The following is a 21,501-nucleotide window of genomic DNA, read 5'->3' as shown; positions in this document are numbered from 1 at the left end:
TGCTAGCATTCTGCCACTTACGTCGCTTTAACTTCAAAAAGCAGGGCTTGCCGCGTAAAGGAAAGTCACGAACAGTGATCTCATCGAAAAAACCCTTAGAAAGTAGCTTTTCACCTGAATATTCCTTGGGATGTATGTTTTTTTCTAAAAGATAAATATGATATGAGCCTTCGCTAAACTCGAACTTATCCAGCTCAAAGTATTCGGTTAAGCCTTCTGGTAATATTAATGATAGTATTGAGGTGTCCAAAATAATGATATTTAACAAAATTAATGAAACTTATCAAATCCCCAACTTTTTTGCTTGATCCGGAATCAGCTTATTAAAGAATCGTAACCAGCTGCTTTGAACTAAAAAATATCAAACCCAAAACTTGAAATTTAATCCCTGATCCACAAGTTTATGACTTGATCCGGGAAATCAAGGTAAAGTTGGAAAATGAAGAAATATTTTTTAACGCGAAAAGCCTCAATTTGCATTGAGGCTTTCGTGATCCCGCTGGGATTCGAACCCAGGACCACTACATTAAAAGTGTAATGCTCTACCAGCTGAGCTACGGAATCAATTCCTTTTTTGAAGGACTGCAAAGGTAGAAATTTAATATTAACATGCAAATCCCTTTGAAAATAAAATGCCTTTAATTAGTCAACAAGCTGTTTTTCAATAGCATTAATTTCACTGCAAACCCTTTAAAACCAAAACAGGGCAAGGATAATAATACCCCTGCCCTGTTTCATTCATAAAACCAGCCCTATTTTGCCGGTTTACTACTCATATAAAATGTCAGTTTACCTCCATCTGTAATATCAGCATGCTTAATCGTATGCGTAGTTATCGCCTTACCATTCAGTAAAACCTTTTGTACATATACATTTTTATCACTCTGATTAATTGCATCCACCGTAAACGTTTTTCCATTCTCCAGTTTCAATACCGCAGACTTCACGGCAGGGCTACCTAAAGAATATTCATCAGAACCAGGTGCTACAGGATAAAAACCCAGTGAAGAGAATAAATACCACGCACTCATCTGTCCGCAATCATCATTTCCACCTAAACCATCAGGCGTATTTTTATATTGCATTTTCAAGATCATTCTTATTCTGGATTGAGTTTTCCAAGGCTGATCCGTCCAGTTGTACAAATAAGCCACATGGTGCGCCGGCTCATTACCGTGTACATAACCTCCAACAATTCCCTCTCTGGTAATATCTTCCGTATCCGCAAAAAACTCATCCGGCAAGTGCATTGTAAATAAGGTATCCAGCCTGTTTGTAAACTTCTGCTTCCCTCCCATACGTTCAATCAGTAATTTTGGATTCTGCGGAACAAAGAAACTATAGTTCCATGAATTACCCTCAATAAAGCCCTGACCATGTGTACTCATCACATCAAATTTCTTCTGGAAAGTACCATCAGCCATTTTAGCGCGCATAAATCCTGTTGAAGGATCAAAATTGTTCTCCCAGTTTCCAGAACGTTTCATGTATTCCTGGTAAACATCCTGTTTATTCAATTTTTTAGCTAATTGGGCGATACACCAATCATCATAAGCATATTCCAACGTATTTGAAATGGAAACACCGCTTTTCTCAGCAGGAATAAATCCTTTATCAATATAGTCTCCTATACCTTCATAATCCCTGTGGTTAGAAGTCACAATACAAGCTGCAAGCGCTGCCTCAGGATCACCAGTATAAACACCCTTAATAATTGCGTCAGTAACTACAGAAACACTGTGATAACCACTCATACACCAATTATCATTTGCATAATGTGACCAGATCGGCAGCATCTTCAAAGAATTCTGATCATAATGCGCCATCATAGACTTCACCATATCATTATTACGTGAAGGCTGAATTAAATTAAAGAATGGATGTAATGCTCTGTAAGTATCCCAAAGTGAGAAAGTTGTGTAATTTGTAAAACCTTTCGCTTCATGAATCCCCTGATCCAATCCTTTATATTGACCATTTACATCGGTATAAACTGTCGGATTGATAAAAGCATGATACATTGCGGTATAAAAATTCACCTTATCATCTTCTGATGTATTGACAGTAATCTTATTCAATTCCTTATTCCATTCCTCTTTTGCTTGTTTTTTAACCTGCTCAAAATCCCATCCCGGTATCTCAGCACGCATATTTTCCAAAGCATTTTCCTGGCTTACCGGAGATAATGCAAACTTGATCTTTACTTTTTCCTGATCCTCAGTTTTAAAGTCAAAATACATTCTTATCTGTTTACCAGCAATTTCCGGGAAGTTCTTTGTCTGGTCAAACTTACCCCAGAATCCTTTATAAGCCTGTTTGCGGTCATAGTTTTTCTGACCATATTTTACAAATGGCTTAGAGAATGACATCGCAAAATAAACTGTTCTTGTTCTTGCCCAGCCATTAGTCTGACGGTATCCGGTTACCAATGAATCATTGACTACACGCACATAAGTCCATACATTCTTATCTTCATAGTTGTAAATACCTGCCATCAGATCCAGAATAATATGCGACTGATCAGATTTAGGGAAAGTATACTGGTGCATACCTACTCTTTTTGAAGCCGTTAATTCCGCAAGAATGTTATCATCGTCCAATTTAACTTTGTAATAACCTGCTTCTGCAACCTCATTCTTATGCGAAAAAGCAGAACGGAATCCACCCTTAGGATCAGAAGCCACGCCTGGATTTAATTGCAATTTCCCCTGCGTAGGCATAATCAGGAAATCTCCAAGGTCTGAATGGCCAGATCCGCTGAAATGCGTATGGCTAAATCCAACTATCGTTTTATCTTCATAACGGTAACCCGCACAATATTTATAGACATCGCCATTATATTTTCCGTTCAGCTCATACGATAACGTATCCGTTTCCGGACTCAACTGAACAGCACCGAATGGAACTACTGCCCCCGGATAAGTATGCCCCATTTTCTGCGTTCCAATAATTGGCTTCACATATTTAGCAAGATCTTGCTGCGCATTACCGATAAAAGGAATAAATAAAATACTGTAAAATAGAAATTTCTTCATCAATTAGTCTGTTTTGGTTTGTTTTTTATTAAAGCCCTAATATATCACATAAGATTGTAAAACGCTGTATCATATGTGCTATATCGTTTAATCATACAATTCATTTACCTTTTTACAAGGATCTGACTCCTTAAAAAATGAATCTTTAACTAAAATCAGTTATTTTTGTCTCATATTAAAATACAATGAGTAAAAGGGGTAGAATTCTGGTAGCCATGAGTGGCGGTGTAGATAGTTCAGTAGCAGCAGTAATGTTACACGAACAAGGGTATGAAGTTATCGGTTTAACGATGAAGACCTGGGACTATGCCACATCAGGAAGCAGTAGTAAAGAAACCGGTTGCTGCAGTCTGGACAGTATCAATGATGCCCGTACCTTAGCAGTTAATTATGGCTTTCCACATTATATATTAGACATCAGAGAAGAATTTGGTGATTATGTAATTGATAATTTTGTTGACGAATATCTTGCAGGCCGCACACCTAATCCGTGCGTGTTATGTAATACCCACATCAAATGGGAAGCGTTGCTGAAACGTGCAAATAAACTGGACTGCGAATTTATTGCAACTGGTCATTATGCAAACGTCAGACAACATGAGAACGGCAGACATGTAATTTCTAAAGGACTGGATGAAAATAAAGATCAGTCTTATGTGTTATGGGGTGTTTCTCAGGAAAACCTGGCACGTACGCAATTTCCTTTAGGGTCTTTCGCCAAAGCTGACATCAGACAAATGGCGCTGGACATGGGACAGGAAGAACTGGCAAAAAAGAGCGAGAGCTATGAAATCTGTTTCGTACCTGAAAATGATTACCGTTCGTTCTTAAAACATAAAGTAGAAGATCTGGAAGATCGTGTAGCAGGTGGAAATTTCATCACCAGTGACGGAATGATCGTTGGACAACATAAAGGCTATCCTTTTTATACCATCGGACAGCGTAAAGGACTGGGCATCGCTTTTGGTGAGCCTATGTTTGTGACTCAAATCCTTCCGGAAAGTAATACAGTTATGCTGGGCAGAGCCGAAGAACTGGAAAGAAGTGAAGCTATGGTACGTAACATTAACCTGATTAAATATGACAATATTTATGAACCAATGGATAATGTGATTACCAAAATACGTTATAAAGATGCTGGTATGCTAAGTACCATCGTTCAGGAAAAAGACAGAATGCGCGTGGTATTTGATCATAATGTATCTGCGATTGCACCTGGACAATCTGCTGTTTTCTACGAAGGAAACGACCTCCTGGGAGGCGGTTTCCTTGTCTAAATATTGTTAGCTATCCAGCTGATCTGAAATCATATAGGGAGAAGAAGTTATTAATTTCTTCCCTCTGTATGCTTCAAAATAATAATCAATACGTCCTAAGTTTATTCCGGCGAAACCAACCTGGTTAATCGTGGTAACCCTTCCGGCCCTGTTTTTCACATCCTGAGGCTGAGCCATAAAAGTATGTGTATGTCCTCCGATGATTAAATCAATATGATCATTATTCTCCGCTAAAGTCTGATCTGATACTTTCTTGTCCGAATATTTATAACCCAAATGAGACAGGCAAATAATCAAATCACATTTATGCTCATTTTTAAGCAGTGAAGCAGTTTCATTAGCTTTCAAAACAGGGTCCTGATAAATAGTGTTCCCATAGTTCTTCTCGCCTACCAACCCTTTCAGCTCAATACCAATTCCAAAAACACCAATCTTCAGACCACCTTTATTAAAGATCTTAAATGGCTTCGTAGACTGGTGCATAATCGTATCAGAAAAATCATAATTACTCACCAGGATCGGAAAATTAGCATGAGGCAACTGCTTATAGAAACCTTCTACCCCATTGTCAAAATCATGATTTCCCATCGTTGCGGCATCGTATCCCATTTCACTCATAAGCTTAATTTCAAGCTCTCCACCATATAAATTAAAGTATGGAGTGCCTTGAAAAATATCACCGGCATCCAGTAAAAGTACATTTTGCTGTTCCGCTCTTATCTTTTTAATCAAAGCCGATCTTCGTGCTACTCCGCCCAGTCCCTGGTTCCGGCCACCGTTCATCGCAAAAGGCTCGATCTGGCTATGCACATCGTTCGTATGTAAAATAGTCAGGTGTTTCAGTTCCCCATTTGCCAGCGCATCTAAAGAATGTATACTTAAGGCGGTCGCAGCTGCCGCGATACCACTAGTCTTTATAAATTTTCTACGGTTAATCATTGGTCATTCTCCCATCTAATTTTGAACTGATCTTTACTCCTTTAATTTTAGTTTCCTTAATATATTGAATTAACGCATCGCGGATTTTAAGCTTCAATACTTTGCTGGATACAGGATTTTTAAAACTGCTGATCCCGTCACCACCACCTGCAATATAATCAGAAGTCAACACGCTATAATTTTTTGCAGGATCAAAAGGCTGCCCGCCAATGCGCACATCTACCGGTTTCTTTGCTTTGATTTTCATTGTTAAACCTCCAACAGGTTGCCCGCCGGTGCGGGCAATGTAATCCAGTAAGGTCTGCACATCTGAACCTTTCAGTTCAAAAACAATCAACTCATTTTCAAATGGCATCAGCTCAAAAACATTGGACAATGTGATCGCTCCTAAAGGTAAATCGTTACGCAATCCACCATTTGTACTCGGCATCGTGAAATCTATTTGCGGGCTTGTTTTACGCGCTTCAACTAAAGCGGCATCCGCAAAGAAATTCCCTAAAGAAGATTCTCCGCCCACCAGTTTTTTAGTAAGTTCATTGTCTGAATAACCCAAAACCTCATTCATCTGTGAATCGAGCTTTAGCTTATAAGGCTGATAAGTGCGGATAATTGAACTATCTACGGCTAAATCCTTCGATAATTTGTATTCTCCACGATTGGATTTAACGACCTGGTAGCTGCTGCTGCAGGCGCATAAAAAGAAAGAGCCCAGAAGAAAACTGAGTGTTCTGAGCTTTGCTGAATTTTGCATAGTTGAAATTGAGTTGCAAATGTAACTCAATCCCTTAATTTCCATGTTAAAAAAAAGAGAAATCCTTGTTAAGGGATTTCTCTTTTTCATACTTTAATGCCCCTAAAAGGCTTTGTATAGCAATTGTTACAAGTCTTTAGTCAGTTCAGGGCTCATTGGAGTAACCTTAGAACGGAAACGGTGAACCAGCTCTCCTTTTTCATTAATCAGGAACTTTTCGAAATTCCATTTGATATCTCCGGTAAAATCAGCATTACTGGCAGAAGTCAGGTATTTGAAAATCGGATTAATGTCATTTCCCTTTACGCTCACTTTTTCACTTAATAAAAATGTAACGCCAAAATTCTTTTTACAGAAATCCTGAATCTCTGAATTTGTAGCCAGCTCCTGTCCACCGAAATTACCAGCAGGGAAACCAATCAGCACTACATCTTTACCATACTTCTGATGTAATTTCTCCAGATCTTCATACTGTGGCGTATACCCGCATTTTGAAGCTGTATTTACAATAAGAATTTTTTTACCCTTGAATTTTGAAAGCTTAATCTCTTTACCATCAATTGTTTTCATGGTAAAATCATAAATGCTTTGCGGCGGGGTAAATAACAAACTGAATAAAATAAGTAGGGTGTTCATAGTTTTAAATTTTATGTTACAACGAATATATGGACAAATTATTTACACGTATATAATAGGAAGGTAAACTTAATCGATTCTTATTCATTATACGTACTAATTGAAGCCTTAGATTTAAGAAATGAGCAATAATTTCAACGTCTAAATCATACTTTTTGAGATTTATTCTTAGTAGAATTTTGATTTTAGGCTTATTTATAGTTTTATTTGCAGAAAAACCTTCTAGATGGCCAAAAATTTATTAATAGTTGAATCACCTGCAAAAGCGAAAACAATAGAAGGGTATTTGGGTAAAGATTTCATTGTTAAATCGAGCTACGGACACATCCGCGATTTAATTAAAGGAGACATGGGAATAGATACGAACAATGACTTCGCCCAAACCTATGAAGTACCCGCCGATAAAAAGCAAGTGGTAGCTGAACTTAAGAAATTAGCAAAGGAAGCCGAGATGGTATGGCTCGCATCCGATGAGGACCGCGAAGGGGAAGCAATTTCCTGGCACCTGTTTGAGACGCTGGGATTGAAAGAAAACAAGACTAAACGTATTGTTTTTCACGAAATCACCAAGCCTGCAATTTTAAAAGCGATTGAATCTCCAAGAACAATTGATTATAACCTGGTTAATGCACAACAAGCAAGACGCGTGTTAGACCGCCTGGTAGGTTTCGAACTTTCTCCGGTATTATGGAAAAAAGTGAAACCTTCTTTATCGGCTGGCCGTGTACAATCAGTAGCGGTACGTCTTATTGTAGACAGAGAACGCGAAGTAAATAAGTTTAACGCGGCCGCTGCCTATAAAATTACAGCACGGTTCAGCACAGGAAAAGCAAGGGAATTTGTGAAAGCAGAATTACCTCAGCGATTTGAACAGGAAGCCGAAGCAGAGAAATTTGTACGCGACTGTGTCAATGCAGGTTTTAAAATCAGCAGCCTGGAAACTAAACCAGCTAAACGTAATCCTGCGGCACCTTTTACCACCTCTACCCTGCAACAGGAAGCATCCCGGAAACTAGGCTTCCCGGTATCACGTACCATGCAGGTTGCACAACGTTTATATGAAAGTGGAAAGATCACTTACATGAGAACGGATTCGGTAAACTTATCTGAAACAGCTTTAACAGCTGCAGCGAATGAGATCAATTCTGCCTACGGCCAGAAATATCATCAGCTGAGAACTTATAAAACTAAATCCGCGGGGGCTCAGGAAGCGCATGAGGCCATCCGCCCTACTTACTTTGATCAGCATACCGTAACTGGTGATAGTTCTGAACAGAGGCTGTATGAGCTGATTTGGAAACGTGCGATCGCTTCTCAGATGAGCGAAGCATTATTTGAAAAAACTACGGCACAAATTGCAGTAAGCACACGCAGTGAAAGTCTGGTTGCTGAAGGTGAAGTCATGAAGTTTGACGGTTTCCTGAAAGTTTACCTGGAATCAAGCGATGATGAAGATGCAGAAGACAAAGACAATGAAAATATCCTGCCGCCTTTAGCTAAAGGTCAGGATCTGTCGCTGAACGTGATGAATGCAACAGAACGCTTCTCCCGTCCACCTGCAAGATATACAGAGGCAAGTTTGGTTAAGAAACTGGAAGAGCTTGGTATTGGCCGTCCATCTACTTATGCCCCTACTATTTCTACGATCCAGAATCGTGGTTATGTAGTGAAAGAAGATCGTGATGGTCGCAGCCGTTCATTTGGTTCGATCATTCTTGAAAATGGTGAAGTAACCAAAGCCATTAAAACTGAGATTACAGGTGCGGAAAAATCTAAATTATTCCCAACTGATATAGGTGAAGTTGTCAATGACTTCTTAGTTGAGCATTTTAAAGGTATTGTTGATTTTAACTTTACTGCTAAAGTAGAAAAGGAATTTGATGAGATTGCCCAGGGCTTACAAAACTGGACAAAAATGCTTCACGCTTTTTATACGCCTTTCCATAAGGAAGTTGAAGTGACTACTGAAACTGCCGACAGGGCAAACGGTGAGCGCTTATTAGGGGTTGATCCGGTGAGTGGTAAAAATGTTTATGCGAAGGTTGGTAAGTTTGGTCCTCTGGTACAAATCGGTCAGAATGACGATGAAGAGAAACCGAAATACGCAAGTCTGATGAAATCTCAGTCGGTGGGTACTGTGACTCTGGAAGATGCTTTAGAGCAGTTCAGGTTACCTTTCCAATTGGAAAATTATAAGGATAAAGAGGTTGCTGTAGGTGTTGGCCGTTTCGGACCTTACGTGAAATGGGGAGAAACTTATATCTCTATCCCTAAAAACGAAGATCCTTTAACTGTTGATCAGAGCCGTGCAATCGTAATTATCGAAGAGAAAATTACTGCTGATGCTCCTGTTGCACATTATGATGAGTTACCAGTAACTAAAGGCACCGGACGTTTCGGACCGTTTATCAAATGGAATGATTTGTTTATCAATGTACCTAAAGCTTATAACTTTGATGAATTATCTGATAGTGACATCAAGGAACTGATTGGTAAAAAAGTAGAGAAAGAGGCAAACAGGTTTATCCAGCAATGGACAGCTGATAAAATTGCTATCGAGAACGGCAGATGGGGACCTTTCATCCGTTTCGGAAAAGATATGCTCAAACTGGGTAAGAACCCGTCCACGAACGAAAAGTATACACCAGAAGAGCTGGCTGTACTTTCTCTGGAAGAGGTTAAAAAACTAATTGTTGAGCAGGTTCCGAATGCTTTTGAGCCAAAAGCAACGAAAAAGAAAGCTGCTGGTACTAAAGTTGCCGGTACAAAAACTGCAGCAGTAAAAGCACCTGCAAAGAAAAAAGCCCCAGTTAAAAAGAAATAGAAATATGAAGAAAGATCTGCCGGAAAATATTGTGGAAGACCTGGCTATGGCAGTCGTATTGATCAGTGAAACTCCAGAAGTAAAAAACTGGACTGTTTACCTGATCAATCTGAAAAATGTACAAATTGATAATGTACTGATCAGCTCCAAAGGCTATGGCGAAAAGGATGGCAGGCTCGTAAAGACTTCTGTACTGCGTCATTTTTTAGGCGATATACCAGCTAATTCCTTTAAAGGAGTTGAAGCAATAGACACAGAAGTCTTCGGACTGACGAACGAATATTGGTTAAGCTATTATATAGACGGTACTATTTATGATAAGAAATTCATCTTTTTACCAGAAAGTATAGTAGATGATAACCTGATCAAAATTCCCCTGATGAATAAACCAGGCGTGATGATTAAATAGGTTTCCAGTTCAATATTTTTTCGTATTTTCCCTGACATATCTAGTGTAAGGAAAATATGAACGCTGAGAACAACGCCTTCTTCAAAAATAAAAAGCCAGTCTTAATTGGTTCTATAGCAGTTATTCTAATCGGAATAGCTGTTTTTTTCATTTTCAGGAAACACAAGCCGGCAGAAATGCAACAGGCTTATGCTAAATACATTGAGGGTTATACTTCAGGTACAGTTTCTAAAAAGAGCTTGATCAGGATTCAGCTGGCCAGCCAGGTGAAAACAATGGGTGAACTGGGTAAACCGGACGAACGCAATTTGTTTAGCTTCTCTCCTTCTGTAAAAGGTAAAACTTACTGGATCGATGCGCAAACGGTAGAATTCAGACCGGATGAAAAATTAGAATCCGGAAAAACATATACAGCTACTTTCGATCTGGGGAAAGTCACCGCAACAGAAAAAGATCTGGAAGAGTTTGACTTCGAATTCAGCGTGATTAAACCCGGGTTGGTTCTCAGCCAGAATGGTCTGATTGCTCAGAATAATACTTCTCTGGCTTATATGAAGCTGACCGGAGAAATCAGCACGGCTGATGAAGAAGATCCTAAATTACTGGAGAAATGTCTGGAACTTGAATCCGATCAGCATTTAAAGGTAAAATGGCAGCATAATCCTCAGAAAAACACATCCTCTTTTCTGATTGATAGTATCAAAAAAACATCAAAAGAAGAAAAACTGAGCCTGAAGTGGTCGGGTGATGCGATAGACGCTAAAAATAAAGGTGAAGAGAATTTAACTGTGCCCGCTAGTGGCGTATTTAAGGTGCTTGCTACAAAAGCTGTACAAAACCTTGAAGATTATGCACTGGTTCAGTTCTCAGAACCAGTGGGTATCGGACAGGATTTAACAGGTCTGATCACCCTGGGAACGGGTTCTGATTTAAGGTACACTATAGATGGTAGTCAGGTCAAGATATATACGCCTGAACCACTTTTGGGAAATTATACGTTAACAGTCAACAAGGGAGTTGTCAATAGTAATGAACGTGCATTGATTGCGAGTGCGACAGCCAACATTGTATTTGAAAATAAACTTCCTTCGGTAACTATCGCCGGCAGTGGAACAATTCTTCCCAATTCAGGCAAACTGGTTCTTCCTTTTGAAGCGGTTAACCTGAGAGCAGTAGACGTAACGATTATCAAAGTATACGAGAATAATATTCCGCAGTTTTTCCAGAATAATAATTATAAAGAAGCGAATGAATTAAGGCGTGTTGGGAAACCTTTACTGCAAAAGAAAATCCGTCTGGATGAAGATAAAACACTAAACCTGCATAAAAAGAACCGTTTTGTACTGGATCTTGACAAAATTATTAAGGCAGAGCCTGGTGCGATGTACCGGGTTACCTTCAGCTTCCGCCAGGCTTATAATATTTTAAACTGCGCGGAAGGTACTAGTGCTAAAGAGGCTTCACAAGATGATGAGAATGAATATTATGGTGAAAAAATAGATGAGGATGATGACTTTTGGCGCACCTATAATAACTATTACAGTGCGGGTTATAACTGGAGTGATAAAGACAACCCTTGTACTCCGTCCTATTATACCAGTGATAAATTTGCCAGCCGGAATTTATTGGTATCCAATATCGGCCTGGTCGCTAAAAGAGGAAATGACAACAGCATGCTCATCGTAGCCACCGACCTGCTGACCACTAAAGGATTAAGCGGGGTTACGCTGGAATTACTGGACTATCAGCGCCAGGTTATTCATACGGTAAAAACTGACGGCGACGGAATGGCTTCTTTTGATTTGAAAAGAAAACCGTTCCTTTTAGTGGCCAAAAACGGAGACGAACGCGGATACTTAAAACTTGATGATGGAAACTCACTTCCGCTAAGCCGTTTTGACGTGGGCGGTGATGTGGTACAGAATGGCTTAAAAGGATTGATCTATGGAGAACGCGGAGTCTGGAGGCCAGGAGATTCGCTCTTCTTATCTTTCATTCTGGAAGACAAACTTAAGAAACTCCCTGCGGCTTATCCGGTTACTTTTGAGTTATATAACCCACAAGGTCAACTGGTTAAAAAGGCCATCAGTGGTGCATCTTTAAACGGGTTTTATGCTTTCCGTACTGCTACTGAAAGTACTGCACCTACGGGAAACTGGGTCGCTAAAGTAAAAGCAGGCGGAGCTTCCTTTCAAAAAACACTAAAAATTGAAACGGTTATGCCTAACCGCCTGAAGATCGGCTTTGACATCGGCAACCGCAAATACTTAGGTACAGGAGCAACCGCAACTGCTGCTCTTTCTGCCAATTGGCTGTTCGGTGCTGTCGGGAAAAACCTGAAAGCTAAAGTTGATGTGAATCTGAATACCATGCAAACGACATTCCCCGGTTTTGATGGGTATAACTTTGACAATCCAACCGTGAATTTCGTGTCGCAGGTCAAAACTATCTTTGAAGGCAGGCTAAATGAAAACGGAATGGCTGCTGTGAATACCAATCTGAATGATAATGCAACCGCTCCGGGTGTATTGAAGGCTAATTTCACTACCAAAGTATTCGAAGCAGGTGGAAATTTCAGTATTGACAATTTTTCTATCCCCTACCACGTGTTTACCAATTATTATGGGATCAAAGCACCTGAAGGAGAAAAATTAAGCGGAATGCTGGTGACTGGTAAGGACCATAACTTTAGTATCGTGAATGTCAACCGGGATGGTAAACTGATAGGCGGGTCTAAAAATGTGCAAGTAGAATTATACAAAGTGCAATGGCGATGGTGGTGGGAACAGGATACGCAAAATTCCTTCGCTAATTTCACACAGAACGAATATAACAAGCTGATCCAGAAAGAAAATGTAACCTTGCAAAATGGAAAAGGAAACTGGACTTTACATATTAATGAGCCTGAATGGGGACGTTACCTGGTTTTAGTCCGCGATCTGAACGGCGGTCATGTAACCGGGAAAGCTGTTTATGTGGACTGGCCAGGATGGGCACAGCGGGAACAATCAGCAAATCCTACTGAGGCTTCCATGCTTTCTTTTACTGCCAATAAAACTAAATTCAAAGTTGGTGAAGAGGTGGTGCTAACCATCCCTACCGGCGAAAATGGAAGAGCTTTAATTTCGATAGAAAACGGAAGCCGGGTTTTAAAAACTTACTGGACGGATACTAAAAAAGGTCAGACGCAGTTTAAGTTCAAAGCAGAAAAGAATATGGCACCAAACGTGTTTGCGAATATTACCTTATTGCAACCGCATGCACAAACAGTCAATGATCTTCCGATCCGGATGTATGGTGCTATTCCATTAATCATTGAAGATCCGGAAACGATCTTAAAACCAGTCATTAAAATGGCTGACAAAATCAAACCTGAAACAGAAAATACCATTACCGTCTCTGAGCAGAATGGAAAAGCAATGACTTATACCATTGCGCTTGTAGATGAAGGTTTACTGGATTTAACGAGATTTAAAACTCCAGATCCGCATGCCGTATTTTATGCACGTGAAGGTTTGGGCGTTAAAACATGGGATCTTTTTGACTATGTATTAGGCGCATGGGGAGGTAACCTGGAACGTATTTTAAGTATTGGAGGTGATGGCAGCGTAAACCGTAACCTGAACCCTGCAAAAGCAAACCGCTTTACGGCTGTTGTTAAATACTTAGGGCCTTTTGCTTTAGGCAAAGGTGGCAGTCAGACGCATAAATTTAAGTTGCCGCAATATATCGGCGCAGTCCGGGCGATGGTAGTTGCCGGACAAGATGGCGCATACGGGTTTGCGGAGAAATCTGTACAGGTGAAAAAACCATTGATGGTTCTGGCAACTTTGCCGAGAGTTATCGGGCCAGGCGAAAGTTTCACTTTACCAGTAACTGTATTCGCAACTGAAAAGAATCTTAAAAATGTAAACGTACAACTTCAAACACAAAACTTGCAAGTAGCAGGTCTTAAAACCAGGCAATTAACTTATGCACAACCGGGCGAACAAATGACTTATTTTGAAGTTACTGTTCCGCAAATGACCGGAATTGCCAAAGTGAAAATTGTAGCACAAGGTGGCGCGGAGAAAGCAGTTTACGATCTCGAACTGGATATTAGGAACCCAAATCCATATGTAACCAACGTGGTTTCTGCTATTATACAGCCTGGACAAAGCTGGACAGCAAACTATCTGCCTTTAGGTATTGCAGGCAGTAATTCCGGAAGCGTAGAATTATCGGCTATCCCTCCTGTTAATCTTAAAAAGCGGTTAAGTTACCTGATGCAGTATCCTCACGGTTGTGTGGAACAGACCACTTCGGCTGTATTTCCGCAATTATTCCTGAATAAATTAAGCCCGCTTAATGAACAGCAGAAAGCACAAACGGATAGAAATATCAAAGCCGGAATTAACAGGTTACGTTCTTTCCAAACTACAGAAGGAGGTCTGGCTTACTGGCCAGGCGAGCCTGCAGCTGACGAATGGGGAACAAACTATGCCGGGCACTTCCTGGTAGAAGCGCAAAACAGCGGTTATAATATCCCTGTTGGTATGCTGGATGAAGTTTTACGTTATTTGAAAGGCAAAGCAGGAAGCTGGGTGCCTAACAGTAATAATTTTTATGGAGGTGATCTTTCACAGGCTTATCGCCTGTATGTGCTGGCACTGGCAAGAAAACCAGAAATGGCAGCCATGAACAGGTTACGTGCTTTTGAATATTTGTCAGTTAGCGCTAAATGGAGGCTGGCAGCTGCTTATCAACTTGCAGGACAGGCTTCTGCAGCTAATGCGTTGATTAAAGGATTAGACATTAGCGTTAAACCTTATACACAATTAGGCGGAACTTATGGTTCTGACAGTCGCGATGAAGCCATGATCCTGGAGACTTTAACACTGATGGGACAAAAAGGAAAAGCAGCTTCATTGCTACAAACCCTGGCGGCCAAATTAGGCACCAATGACTGGTACAGTACACAAACTACAGCTTACAGCTTATTAGCTGTAGCTAAATTCTGCGGACAAAATTCTGCTGCTGCCAAATTGAACTATAGCTATCAGCTGGATGGCAGAAAAGGAACGTTTAGTGGGAACCAGTATTTGAGCAGTTTGCCTATCAACTTTAAAGGAAAAACTGCCGCAGTAACCAATAATGGACAAACTGTACTTTTTGCCCGGTTAATATTGGATGGACAACCAGCCGCAGGTCAGAATAATTTCAAACCTGACAATGCGGATATTCTGGATATGTCGATCAGTTATAAACTACTGAACGGGAAGCCAATTGACCCTTCAGTGTTAAAACAAGGATTGGATTTTTATGCAGAAGTAGTCGTAAAAAATCCGGGTAAAATGGGATTATATGAGCAGATGGCCTTGACACAGATATTCCCTTCAGGCTGGGAAATTATCAATACCAGGGTAAATGATAATGAAAGTATCATTGCTTCCTCTCCTTATACCTACAGAGATATAAGGGATGATCGTGTATTCACTTATTTCAATTTGAGAGAGAACGAAACGGTAACTTATAAAGTATTGCTGAATGCTTCTTATATTGGTAAATATTATTTGTCAGCAGTACAATGTGAAGCGATGTATAACAATACAATTAGTGCAACGCAGGATGGAAAATGGGTGCAGGTGATTAAATAAAAATGAGCATAAAAATAAAGCCGGTTTCAAAACTGCTGATTGGTGATGGCGTAGTATTCCTGTTATTGTGCTGGTTTTTAGTCTGCCTGCCTTCCAGACTATTTGTTTCTCCCACTTCTTATGTAGTGGAAGCTGCAAATGGAGAACTGTTAAATGCAGCCATTGCCTCAGATGGGCAATGGCGCTTTCCTGCGGCTGATTCTGTTCCTGACAAATTTGCAAAATGTATTATCGCTTTTGAGGATAAACGGTTTTATAAACATCCGGGAGTAGATATTTTGGCGATGGCCAGGGCGATGAAACAAAACTTCCGTGCCAGGGGAATTGTAAGCGGGGGTAGTACGCTGACCATGCAAACTATCCGGCTCAGCCGCCGGCAAGACCGTACTGTGCTGCAAAAAATCCTGGAAACAGGTTTAGCAATCCGCCTGGAAGTCAGGAGCTCAAAACAAGAAATATTGCGGCTATATGCTGCTAATGCACCATTTGGGAGTAATGTAGTTGGACTGGAAGCAGCAGCCTGGAGGTATTTTGGCCGCAGTCCGCAGTCACTTTCCTGGGGAGAAATGGCTACGCTCGCAGTTTTACCGAATAGCCCTGGATTAGTACATCCGGGCCGGAATATTGCAAGGCTTGTGACCAAGAGAAATAACCTGCTGGACCAGCTTGCCAGGTTAAAAATTATTGATCAGGTGACAGCCAACCTGTCAAAACTGGAACCCGTGCCGGGTAAACCAAGACCATTACCACAAAATGCGCCACATTTGCTGAACAGGTTTAAAACAGAAAGGGCTGGTTTAAAAATTTCCAGCACAAGGATGAGGTCAACCCTCGACGAATCTCTGCAATTAAAGATCAATTCCTTATTAAAAAGATATAACAACCGCTACCGGGCAAATGATATTGATAATATTGCTGCATTGGTGCTGAATGTAAAAAACGGGACAGTAATGGCTTATGCAGGAAATATTTATCAGCCGGAAAATGCCGCACTGGAAAGTCATGTAGATATGATCAAAGCTCCACGCAGTCCGGGCAGTACCTTAAAACCGCTATTATACGCCAGTATGCTTAATGATGGGCTGATGCTCCCTAAAACTTTAATTCCTGATATTCCTACCCAGATTGGTAATTATTCTCCGCAAAATTATGACCTGGGTTATGATGGAGCAATTAGTGCCGACCGGGCATTAAGCCGTTCACTAAACATTCCGGCAGTTCGTTTATTGCAAACTTATAAATATCCGCGCTTTTATGATCAATTAAAGAAATTAGGATTTTCAACACTCAATCAGCCAGCAGATCATTATGGCTTGTCACTAATTCTTGGTGGCAGCGAAGTCACGATGTGGGATCTCGCCAAAACTTATATGGGAATGGCCAGGTCACTGAACCATTATAATGATTACAAAGGATATTATAATCCGCATGATTATGATGCTCCGGTTTACATACAGCCAAAAAGAACAGAGAAAGTAGAAGAAAACGAACTGCAGCGAACCTCTTTACTGGATAATGGAGCGATCTGGAGCACCTTTAATGCGATGGAAGAATTGATGCGTCCCGGTGATGAAGGGCTCTGGGAGCAATTTTCCTCCGCACAGCGTCTAGCCTGGAAAACCGGGACAAGTTTTGGTTTCAGGGATGCCTGGGCAATTGGGCTTACACCTGATTATGTAGTTTGTGTGTGGGTAGGAAATGCGGATGGTGAAGGTCGTCCGGGATTAACAGGAATTGATGTCGCAGCACCGGTATTATTTGATATTTTCAGACAGCTGTCAAAGAGCAAATGGTTTGAAACGCCTAAAAACAAACTGAAACAACTGAGCATCTGCCGTCAAAGCGGCTACAAAGCGAGTGAATATTGTCCTGATCGTGTCAATGAGCTGGTTCCGGTTGCAGGGGAGAAAACTGCAGTTTGCCCGTACCACAAAATTATACACCTGGACCGTAGTGCTGCTTTCAGAGTGACAGATCAATGTATAAGTCCTGCAGATATGATCCACCAATCCTGGTTTATTCTACCTCCGGCAATGGAATACTATTATAAAATCAAGCACAGCGACTATAAATCTCTCCCTCCATTTATGGAAGGATGCGGCAATACCGGTAATAATTATGTAATGGATATGATTTATCCAAAGAACAATGCGGCTATTTATATCCCTTTGGAATTTGATGGCCAAAGAGGAAAAGTTGTTTTCACAGCAACGCACAGAAATGCTGCAGCAAGGATTTACTGGCATATAGACCAGGAATATGTAGCGACAACCGCACATACACATCAGCTTAGTGTGAGTCCTGCACCTGGGAAACATACTTTAACATTGGTTGATGATCAGGGAGAAAGATTGGTTCAGCAGTTTACAATATTAGACCGGGATAAACATTAATCGGCCGTTAAAGGGCGGATCAGTTTACGTTCTACCCCTCCCATCACGATCAGGTACTGCGCAATCATGTAGGTCACGCTGATCAGTAAATCAGAAAATTCAAAGGAACTGATAAAGTAAGTATGTGCTAAAAGCCCATCAGCCATAATAAAAAACAGGACACCTGTAAGAATTAGCCTGAAGCTTTGTGGATTGACCCGCTGATTTCTAAAGGCTGCCATCATAATGAGTAAGGCAACAATGAAAATGCAGGCCAGTACGGGTAGCCTTAAAGTACCCAAATGTGGTCTGAGATAGAAATAAAAGGCTGTAAAAGTGATGGCACTACTGAATATAGCGATCCTTGCCCCCTTTTTGTCCAGCTCTTGTGCAGAACGAAAATCGAGGTAAAAAGCTCCGATATAAAACAGATGGCAAATCAGAAAGGCTATCAGCCCATAAGAAAACCAGGACGGATCATAGCCCCTCAGCAGAAACAAAGTACTGCCGGTAAGGGCGAAAACCAAACCTGTAAATAACCTTTGATGGAAACGTCCGCTCAACTTAGTCGTCAAGCCGAAAAACACGAGTAATACCAGCGTAATGCAGGGTATCAGCCCATAGTTTAAAAGCGTAAATTGCTTGTATCCGCAGGCCAGCACCAATATAAATAGCAGCGCATAAGCTAGGTTAAATAGCAGGTATCTTTTTATCAACCACATATATTCAGGATAATTGTATTAATCACCCGAAATAAGAACCAGGAATTTTATACTAAACCCTGGTTCTCTATGTGATGATAGAAAAATCAATCCAATAGAAAAAAGCTATTTAATAGCTTCTTTCTCTGTTGTTGTTGTTGCGTTTGAAACCACCGCCACCACCACCACCAGCACCGCCAGTATTAGGTTTTTCTTGTGCTTCAGCAACTTTGATACGGTTACCATTGTAATCACCACCGTTCATTCTCTTGATCGCTTCTTTAGCCTCTTCGTCTACTGGCATCTCTACGAAACCAAAACCACGACTCTGACCAGTTTCACGATCTTTGATAATTCTAAGTGATTTTACCTGACCGAAATCACCAAATACGGCTGTTAATTCATCTTCCCCTACTTCTAACGGAAGGCCTGTAATAAATATCTTCATTAATGTCTAAAAATTTCCTCAAAGGTACAAAAACCATACCTTTTATTTGCAATCAGATTGTAAGTAATCGATAAAATAATTATTTAATTGTTTAAAGTCCGTAAACACGGGCTATAAAACAGCGCCCGGCGACTCAAATATTCTTTCCATGCAAAAATCTCTGTCTTCATAATTCCATTCAAGCACTAACTTCCAAACTCCTTTTGGAATATCATCTACAGGAACATGCAGCAGTCCCCACTCATCACTGCGTAAAAATTTAATGTCTTGTTTAAGCTGAGGGTCCGAAATGCAATTGAAAAATACTTTTACGGCCACAGGGTGATCGAAAGAAAAAGTTACCGTTTTCATCTGTTATCATTAAGCTATCAATCATTATGCCTGATATTAATTACACAACAACAATTTATCTCCAATGTTTTAAAAAACTAAAAGGCAATGTTTTAAAAAACTTAAAGGAGTAGCCTGCCTGTCACCTTCCTGCCATTTTGATCAGTTTATGCGCCAGATCTTTTCCAAGGTAATTATCAATGATATTATGGACCAGGTAAAGTATCGGTGTCATCAGAATAGCCACCAAAAACTTATAAGTATAATTGACCAGTCCTATCGCTGCTACCATTTGCCAGCTCCAGTGATATTGAGGATTTAAATAAAAGGCAATAAAAATAACTACAAAGCTATCTATCAATTGAGATACCAGTGTGGACCCGGTAGACCTGAGCCATAAAGCGCGCTCGCCTGTTATCTTTTTAATTTTATGAAAGATCAGCACATCTGCAAACTGACCAACCAGGAAGGCGACGATAGAACCGACAATAATCCACATCCCCTGGCCAAATATACCTGCAAAGGCATTGTCCATGTTTACCTGCTGTCCATTAATCTGCTGGTTTACCCAGAAATCTGAAGAACTCAGGTTCATTGCTCCCCAGACAATAAAAAAGGCATACCCGATGAGCACGGCAGTCAATACCGAAAGAAACCTGACCTGCTTCATCCCGAAATATTCATTGATAATATCTGTCATGATAAAGATAAGCGGCCAGGTGAGTACGCCGGCAGACATATGAAATGACAAATTCGGAACACCTAATAAATTGATATTAAAATGTTTGAGCCCAAGTGTGGCTTCCACACTAAATATTTTAACGCCAATAAACTCAGAGAGAATAGTGTTGGCTACAAAAAAACTTCCTAATACGAGTAATAATCTGCTCTCTTTTGTCTTAAAAGTCATACCTGCTAAAATTATAAATATAGATGAATTTTAAACGGGCTCTTAATTTATTTTATAATTTTGCCGTCACATGATAGCTACATACTCGAAACTTCCGGGAACATCCAATAGTATTTTTTCAGTGATGTCCCAGTTAGCGGCTGAACACAACGCCATTAACCTTTCTCAGGGATTCCCTGATTATGATTGTGACCCTAAATTAATTGATCTTGTTGCTGATGCCATGAGAAACGGGCACAACCAATATGCACCGATGGCTGGTATTCAATCTTTAAGAGAACTGGTTGCCGATAAAGTAAATCTTAAGTATGGATCAAACTACCATCCTGATACTGAGGTAACCATTACCGCTGGTGGTACGCAGGCAATTTTCACTGCTTTAACGGCTTGTATCCAGGCTGGTGATGAGGTGATTATTTTTGAGCCTGCCTATGATTGTTATGCGCCGACTATAAAAATGCTCGGCGGCCTGGTTAAATCTTATGAAATGGCTCCTCCGGAGTATGCGATCGATTGGGAAATGGTCAAAAAACTATTTACTGCAAGTACAAAAATGATCATTCTGAACAGCCCGCATAATCCGACAGGCACTGTATTAACAGATAAAGATATTAAAGCATTAATCAAACTGACCAAAGGCACGGATGTATTGATATTGAGTGATGAGGTTTATGAGCACCTGGTTTACGATGGCGTAAAACATAACTCTCTGGCTTCCTATGCAGAGTTGCGTGACCGGACCTTTATTGTCGCGTCATTTGGCAAATTGCTGCACACAACAGGCTGGAAAGCTGGATATTGTATTGCTCCTGAACAATTAACGAAAGAATTCAGGAAGATACATCAGTTTAATGTATTCAGCGTGAATACACCGATGCAGGTTGGAATTGCCAATTACTTAAAAGATCCCGCTGTTTACCTTGGATTAACTGACTTTTTCCAGGAAAAACGTGATTTATTCCGTTCACTGCTTGAGCAAACCAAATTTAAATTGCTACCTTGTAAAGGTTCCTACTTTCAATGTGTGAGCTATGGTCATTTTAGTGACGAGGAAGATACTGTGTTAGCAAAAAGGTTAATTACAGATTTTGGTGTGGCATCCATCCCAGTTTCCGCATTTTATATCCGGAACACGGATCACCAGGTATTGCGCTTTTGTTTCGCTAAAAGGCAAGATACACTCGAAAAATCCGTTGAAAGATTAATGAAACTATAATTTTCACGTGCCTATTA

General features: G+C 40.4%; 15 protein-coding genes and 1 tRNA gene. 6 read left to right on the top strand and 10 right to left on the bottom strand.

Annotated features, from left to right (window positions below; translation table 11 throughout):
* From LY11_RS26940 to LY11_RS21440, 3 genes are all read right to left on the bottom strand, one after another.
* A partial coding sequence (locus tag LY11_RS26940) for an ISAon1 family transposase N-terminal region protein (protein ID WP_211321621.1) occupies positions 1–250 on the bottom strand: 250 nt, incomplete at its 3' end.
* A 241-nt stretch (positions 251–491) separates the two neighbouring features.
* Positions 492–564 (bottom strand) — tRNA-Lys (locus LY11_RS21445).
* A gap of 188 nt (positions 565–752) precedes the next feature.
* Positions 753–3,035 (bottom strand): GH92 family glycosyl hydrolase, encoded by a 2,283-nt coding sequence (locus LY11_RS21440; RefSeq protein WP_111635674.1) that lies wholly within the window; start codon positions 3,033–3,035, stop codon positions 753–755.
* 185 nt (positions 3,036–3,220) lie between these two features.
* Between LY11_RS21440 and mnmA the strand changes: the two genes are divergently transcribed.
* Positions 3,221–4,312 carry a tRNA 2-thiouridine(34) synthase MnmA gene (mnmA, locus tag LY11_RS21435; RefSeq protein ID WP_111635673.1) on the top strand — a complete coding sequence of 364 codons (1,092 nt, stop codon included), beginning with the start codon at positions 3,221–3,223 and terminating at the stop codon, positions 4,310–4,312.
* Positions 4,313–4,318: 6 nt separating this feature from the next.
* Here mnmA and LY11_RS21430 read toward each other — a convergent pair whose 3' ends face one another.
* The 3 genes from LY11_RS21430 to LY11_RS21420 all read right to left on the bottom strand — a co-directional run bounded on the left by LY11_RS21430 (position 4,319) and on the right by LY11_RS21420 (position 6,638).
* Positions 4,319–5,251 (bottom strand): metallophosphoesterase, encoded by a 933-nt coding sequence (locus tag LY11_RS21430; RefSeq protein ID WP_111635672.1) that lies wholly within the window; start codon positions 5,249–5,251, stop codon positions 4,319–4,321.
* The gene (locus LY11_RS21425; RefSeq protein ID WP_245952853.1) at positions 5,244–6,002 is read right to left on the bottom strand and encodes a 5'-nucleotidase C-terminal domain-containing protein; all 759 of its coding nucleotides are present in this window, start codon (positions 6,000–6,002) and stop codon (positions 5,244–5,246) included. The genes LY11_RS21430 and LY11_RS21425 overlap by 8 nt, the downstream gene beginning before the upstream one ends.
* 126 nt (positions 6,003–6,128) lie before the next feature.
* Positions 6,129–6,638: a glutathione peroxidase gene (locus tag LY11_RS21420; protein WP_111635671.1), complete on the bottom strand. Its 510-nt coding sequence runs from the start codon at positions 6,636–6,638 to the stop codon at positions 6,129–6,131.
* A gap of 226 nt (positions 6,639–6,864) precedes the next feature.
* On the opposite strand from LY11_RS21420, the gene topA reads away from it, so the two are divergent.
* From topA to pbpC, 4 genes are read left to right on the top strand one after another with little or no spacing between them, the layout of a single operon-like run.
* Positions 6,865–9,462, top strand: coding sequence for a type I DNA topoisomerase (topA, locus tag LY11_RS21415; RefSeq protein WP_111635670.1), 2,598 nt, complete (start codon positions 6,865–6,867; stop codon positions 9,460–9,462).
* A gap of 4 nt (positions 9,463–9,466) precedes the next feature.
* Positions 9,467–9,871, top strand: coding sequence for a hypothetical protein (locus LY11_RS21410; RefSeq protein WP_111635669.1), 405 nt, complete (start codon positions 9,467–9,469; stop codon positions 9,869–9,871).
* 56 nt (positions 9,872–9,927) lie between these two features.
* Complete coding sequence (locus LY11_RS21405) at positions 9,928–15,507, top strand: alpha-2-macroglobulin family protein (protein ID WP_111635668.1); 5,580 nt, start codon at positions 9,928–9,930, stop codon at positions 15,505–15,507.
* 2 nt (positions 15,508–15,509) lie between these two features.
* A complete protein-coding gene (gene pbpC / locus LY11_RS21400) occupies positions 15,510–17,900 on the top strand; it encodes a penicillin-binding protein 1C (protein WP_111635667.1) in 2,391 nt (796 codons plus the stop codon).
* Here the strand turns inward: pbpC and LY11_RS21395 are convergent.
* The 4 genes from LY11_RS21395 to LY11_RS21380 form a co-directional block, all read right to left on the bottom strand.
* A complete protein-coding gene (locus LY11_RS21395; protein WP_245952852.1) occupies positions 17,897–18,601 on the bottom strand; it encodes a lysoplasmalogenase in 705 nt (234 codons plus the stop codon). The two genes, pbpC and LY11_RS21395, sit on opposite strands and share 4 nt — an antisense overlap.
* 109 nt (positions 18,602–18,710) lie before the next feature.
* Positions 18,711–19,028 carry an RNA recognition motif domain-containing protein gene (locus LY11_RS21390; RefSeq protein ID WP_111635666.1) on the bottom strand — a complete coding sequence of 106 codons (318 nt, stop codon included), beginning with the start codon at positions 19,026–19,028 and terminating at the stop codon, positions 18,711–18,713.
* Between the two features lie 111 nt (positions 19,029–19,139).
* A complete protein-coding gene (locus LY11_RS21385; protein WP_111635665.1) occupies positions 19,140–19,379 on the bottom strand; it encodes a hypothetical protein in 240 nt (79 codons plus the stop codon).
* A gap of 121 nt (positions 19,380–19,500) precedes the next feature.
* Entirely contained in the window at positions 19,501–20,268 is a 768-nt protein-coding gene (locus tag LY11_RS21380; RefSeq protein ID WP_111635664.1) for a queuosine precursor transporter, read from the bottom strand.
* 70 nt (positions 20,269–20,338) lie between these two features.
* Between LY11_RS21380 and LY11_RS21375 the strand changes: the two genes are divergently transcribed.
* Positions 20,339–21,484 (top strand): methionine aminotransferase, encoded by a 1,146-nt coding sequence (locus LY11_RS21375; protein WP_111635663.1) that lies wholly within the window; start codon positions 20,339–20,341, stop codon positions 21,482–21,484.
* Positions 21,485–21,501: the final 17 nt, after the last annotated feature.

It is taken from the genome of Pedobacter cryoconitis, from assembly GCF_003259615.1.
Classification (GTDB): Bacteria; Bacteroidota; Bacteroidia; order Sphingobacteriales; family Sphingobacteriaceae; genus Pedobacter; species Pedobacter cryoconitis.
The sequence above is the reverse complement of the archived record's forward strand: the minus strand, read 5'-3'. Positions and strand labels throughout refer to the sequence as shown.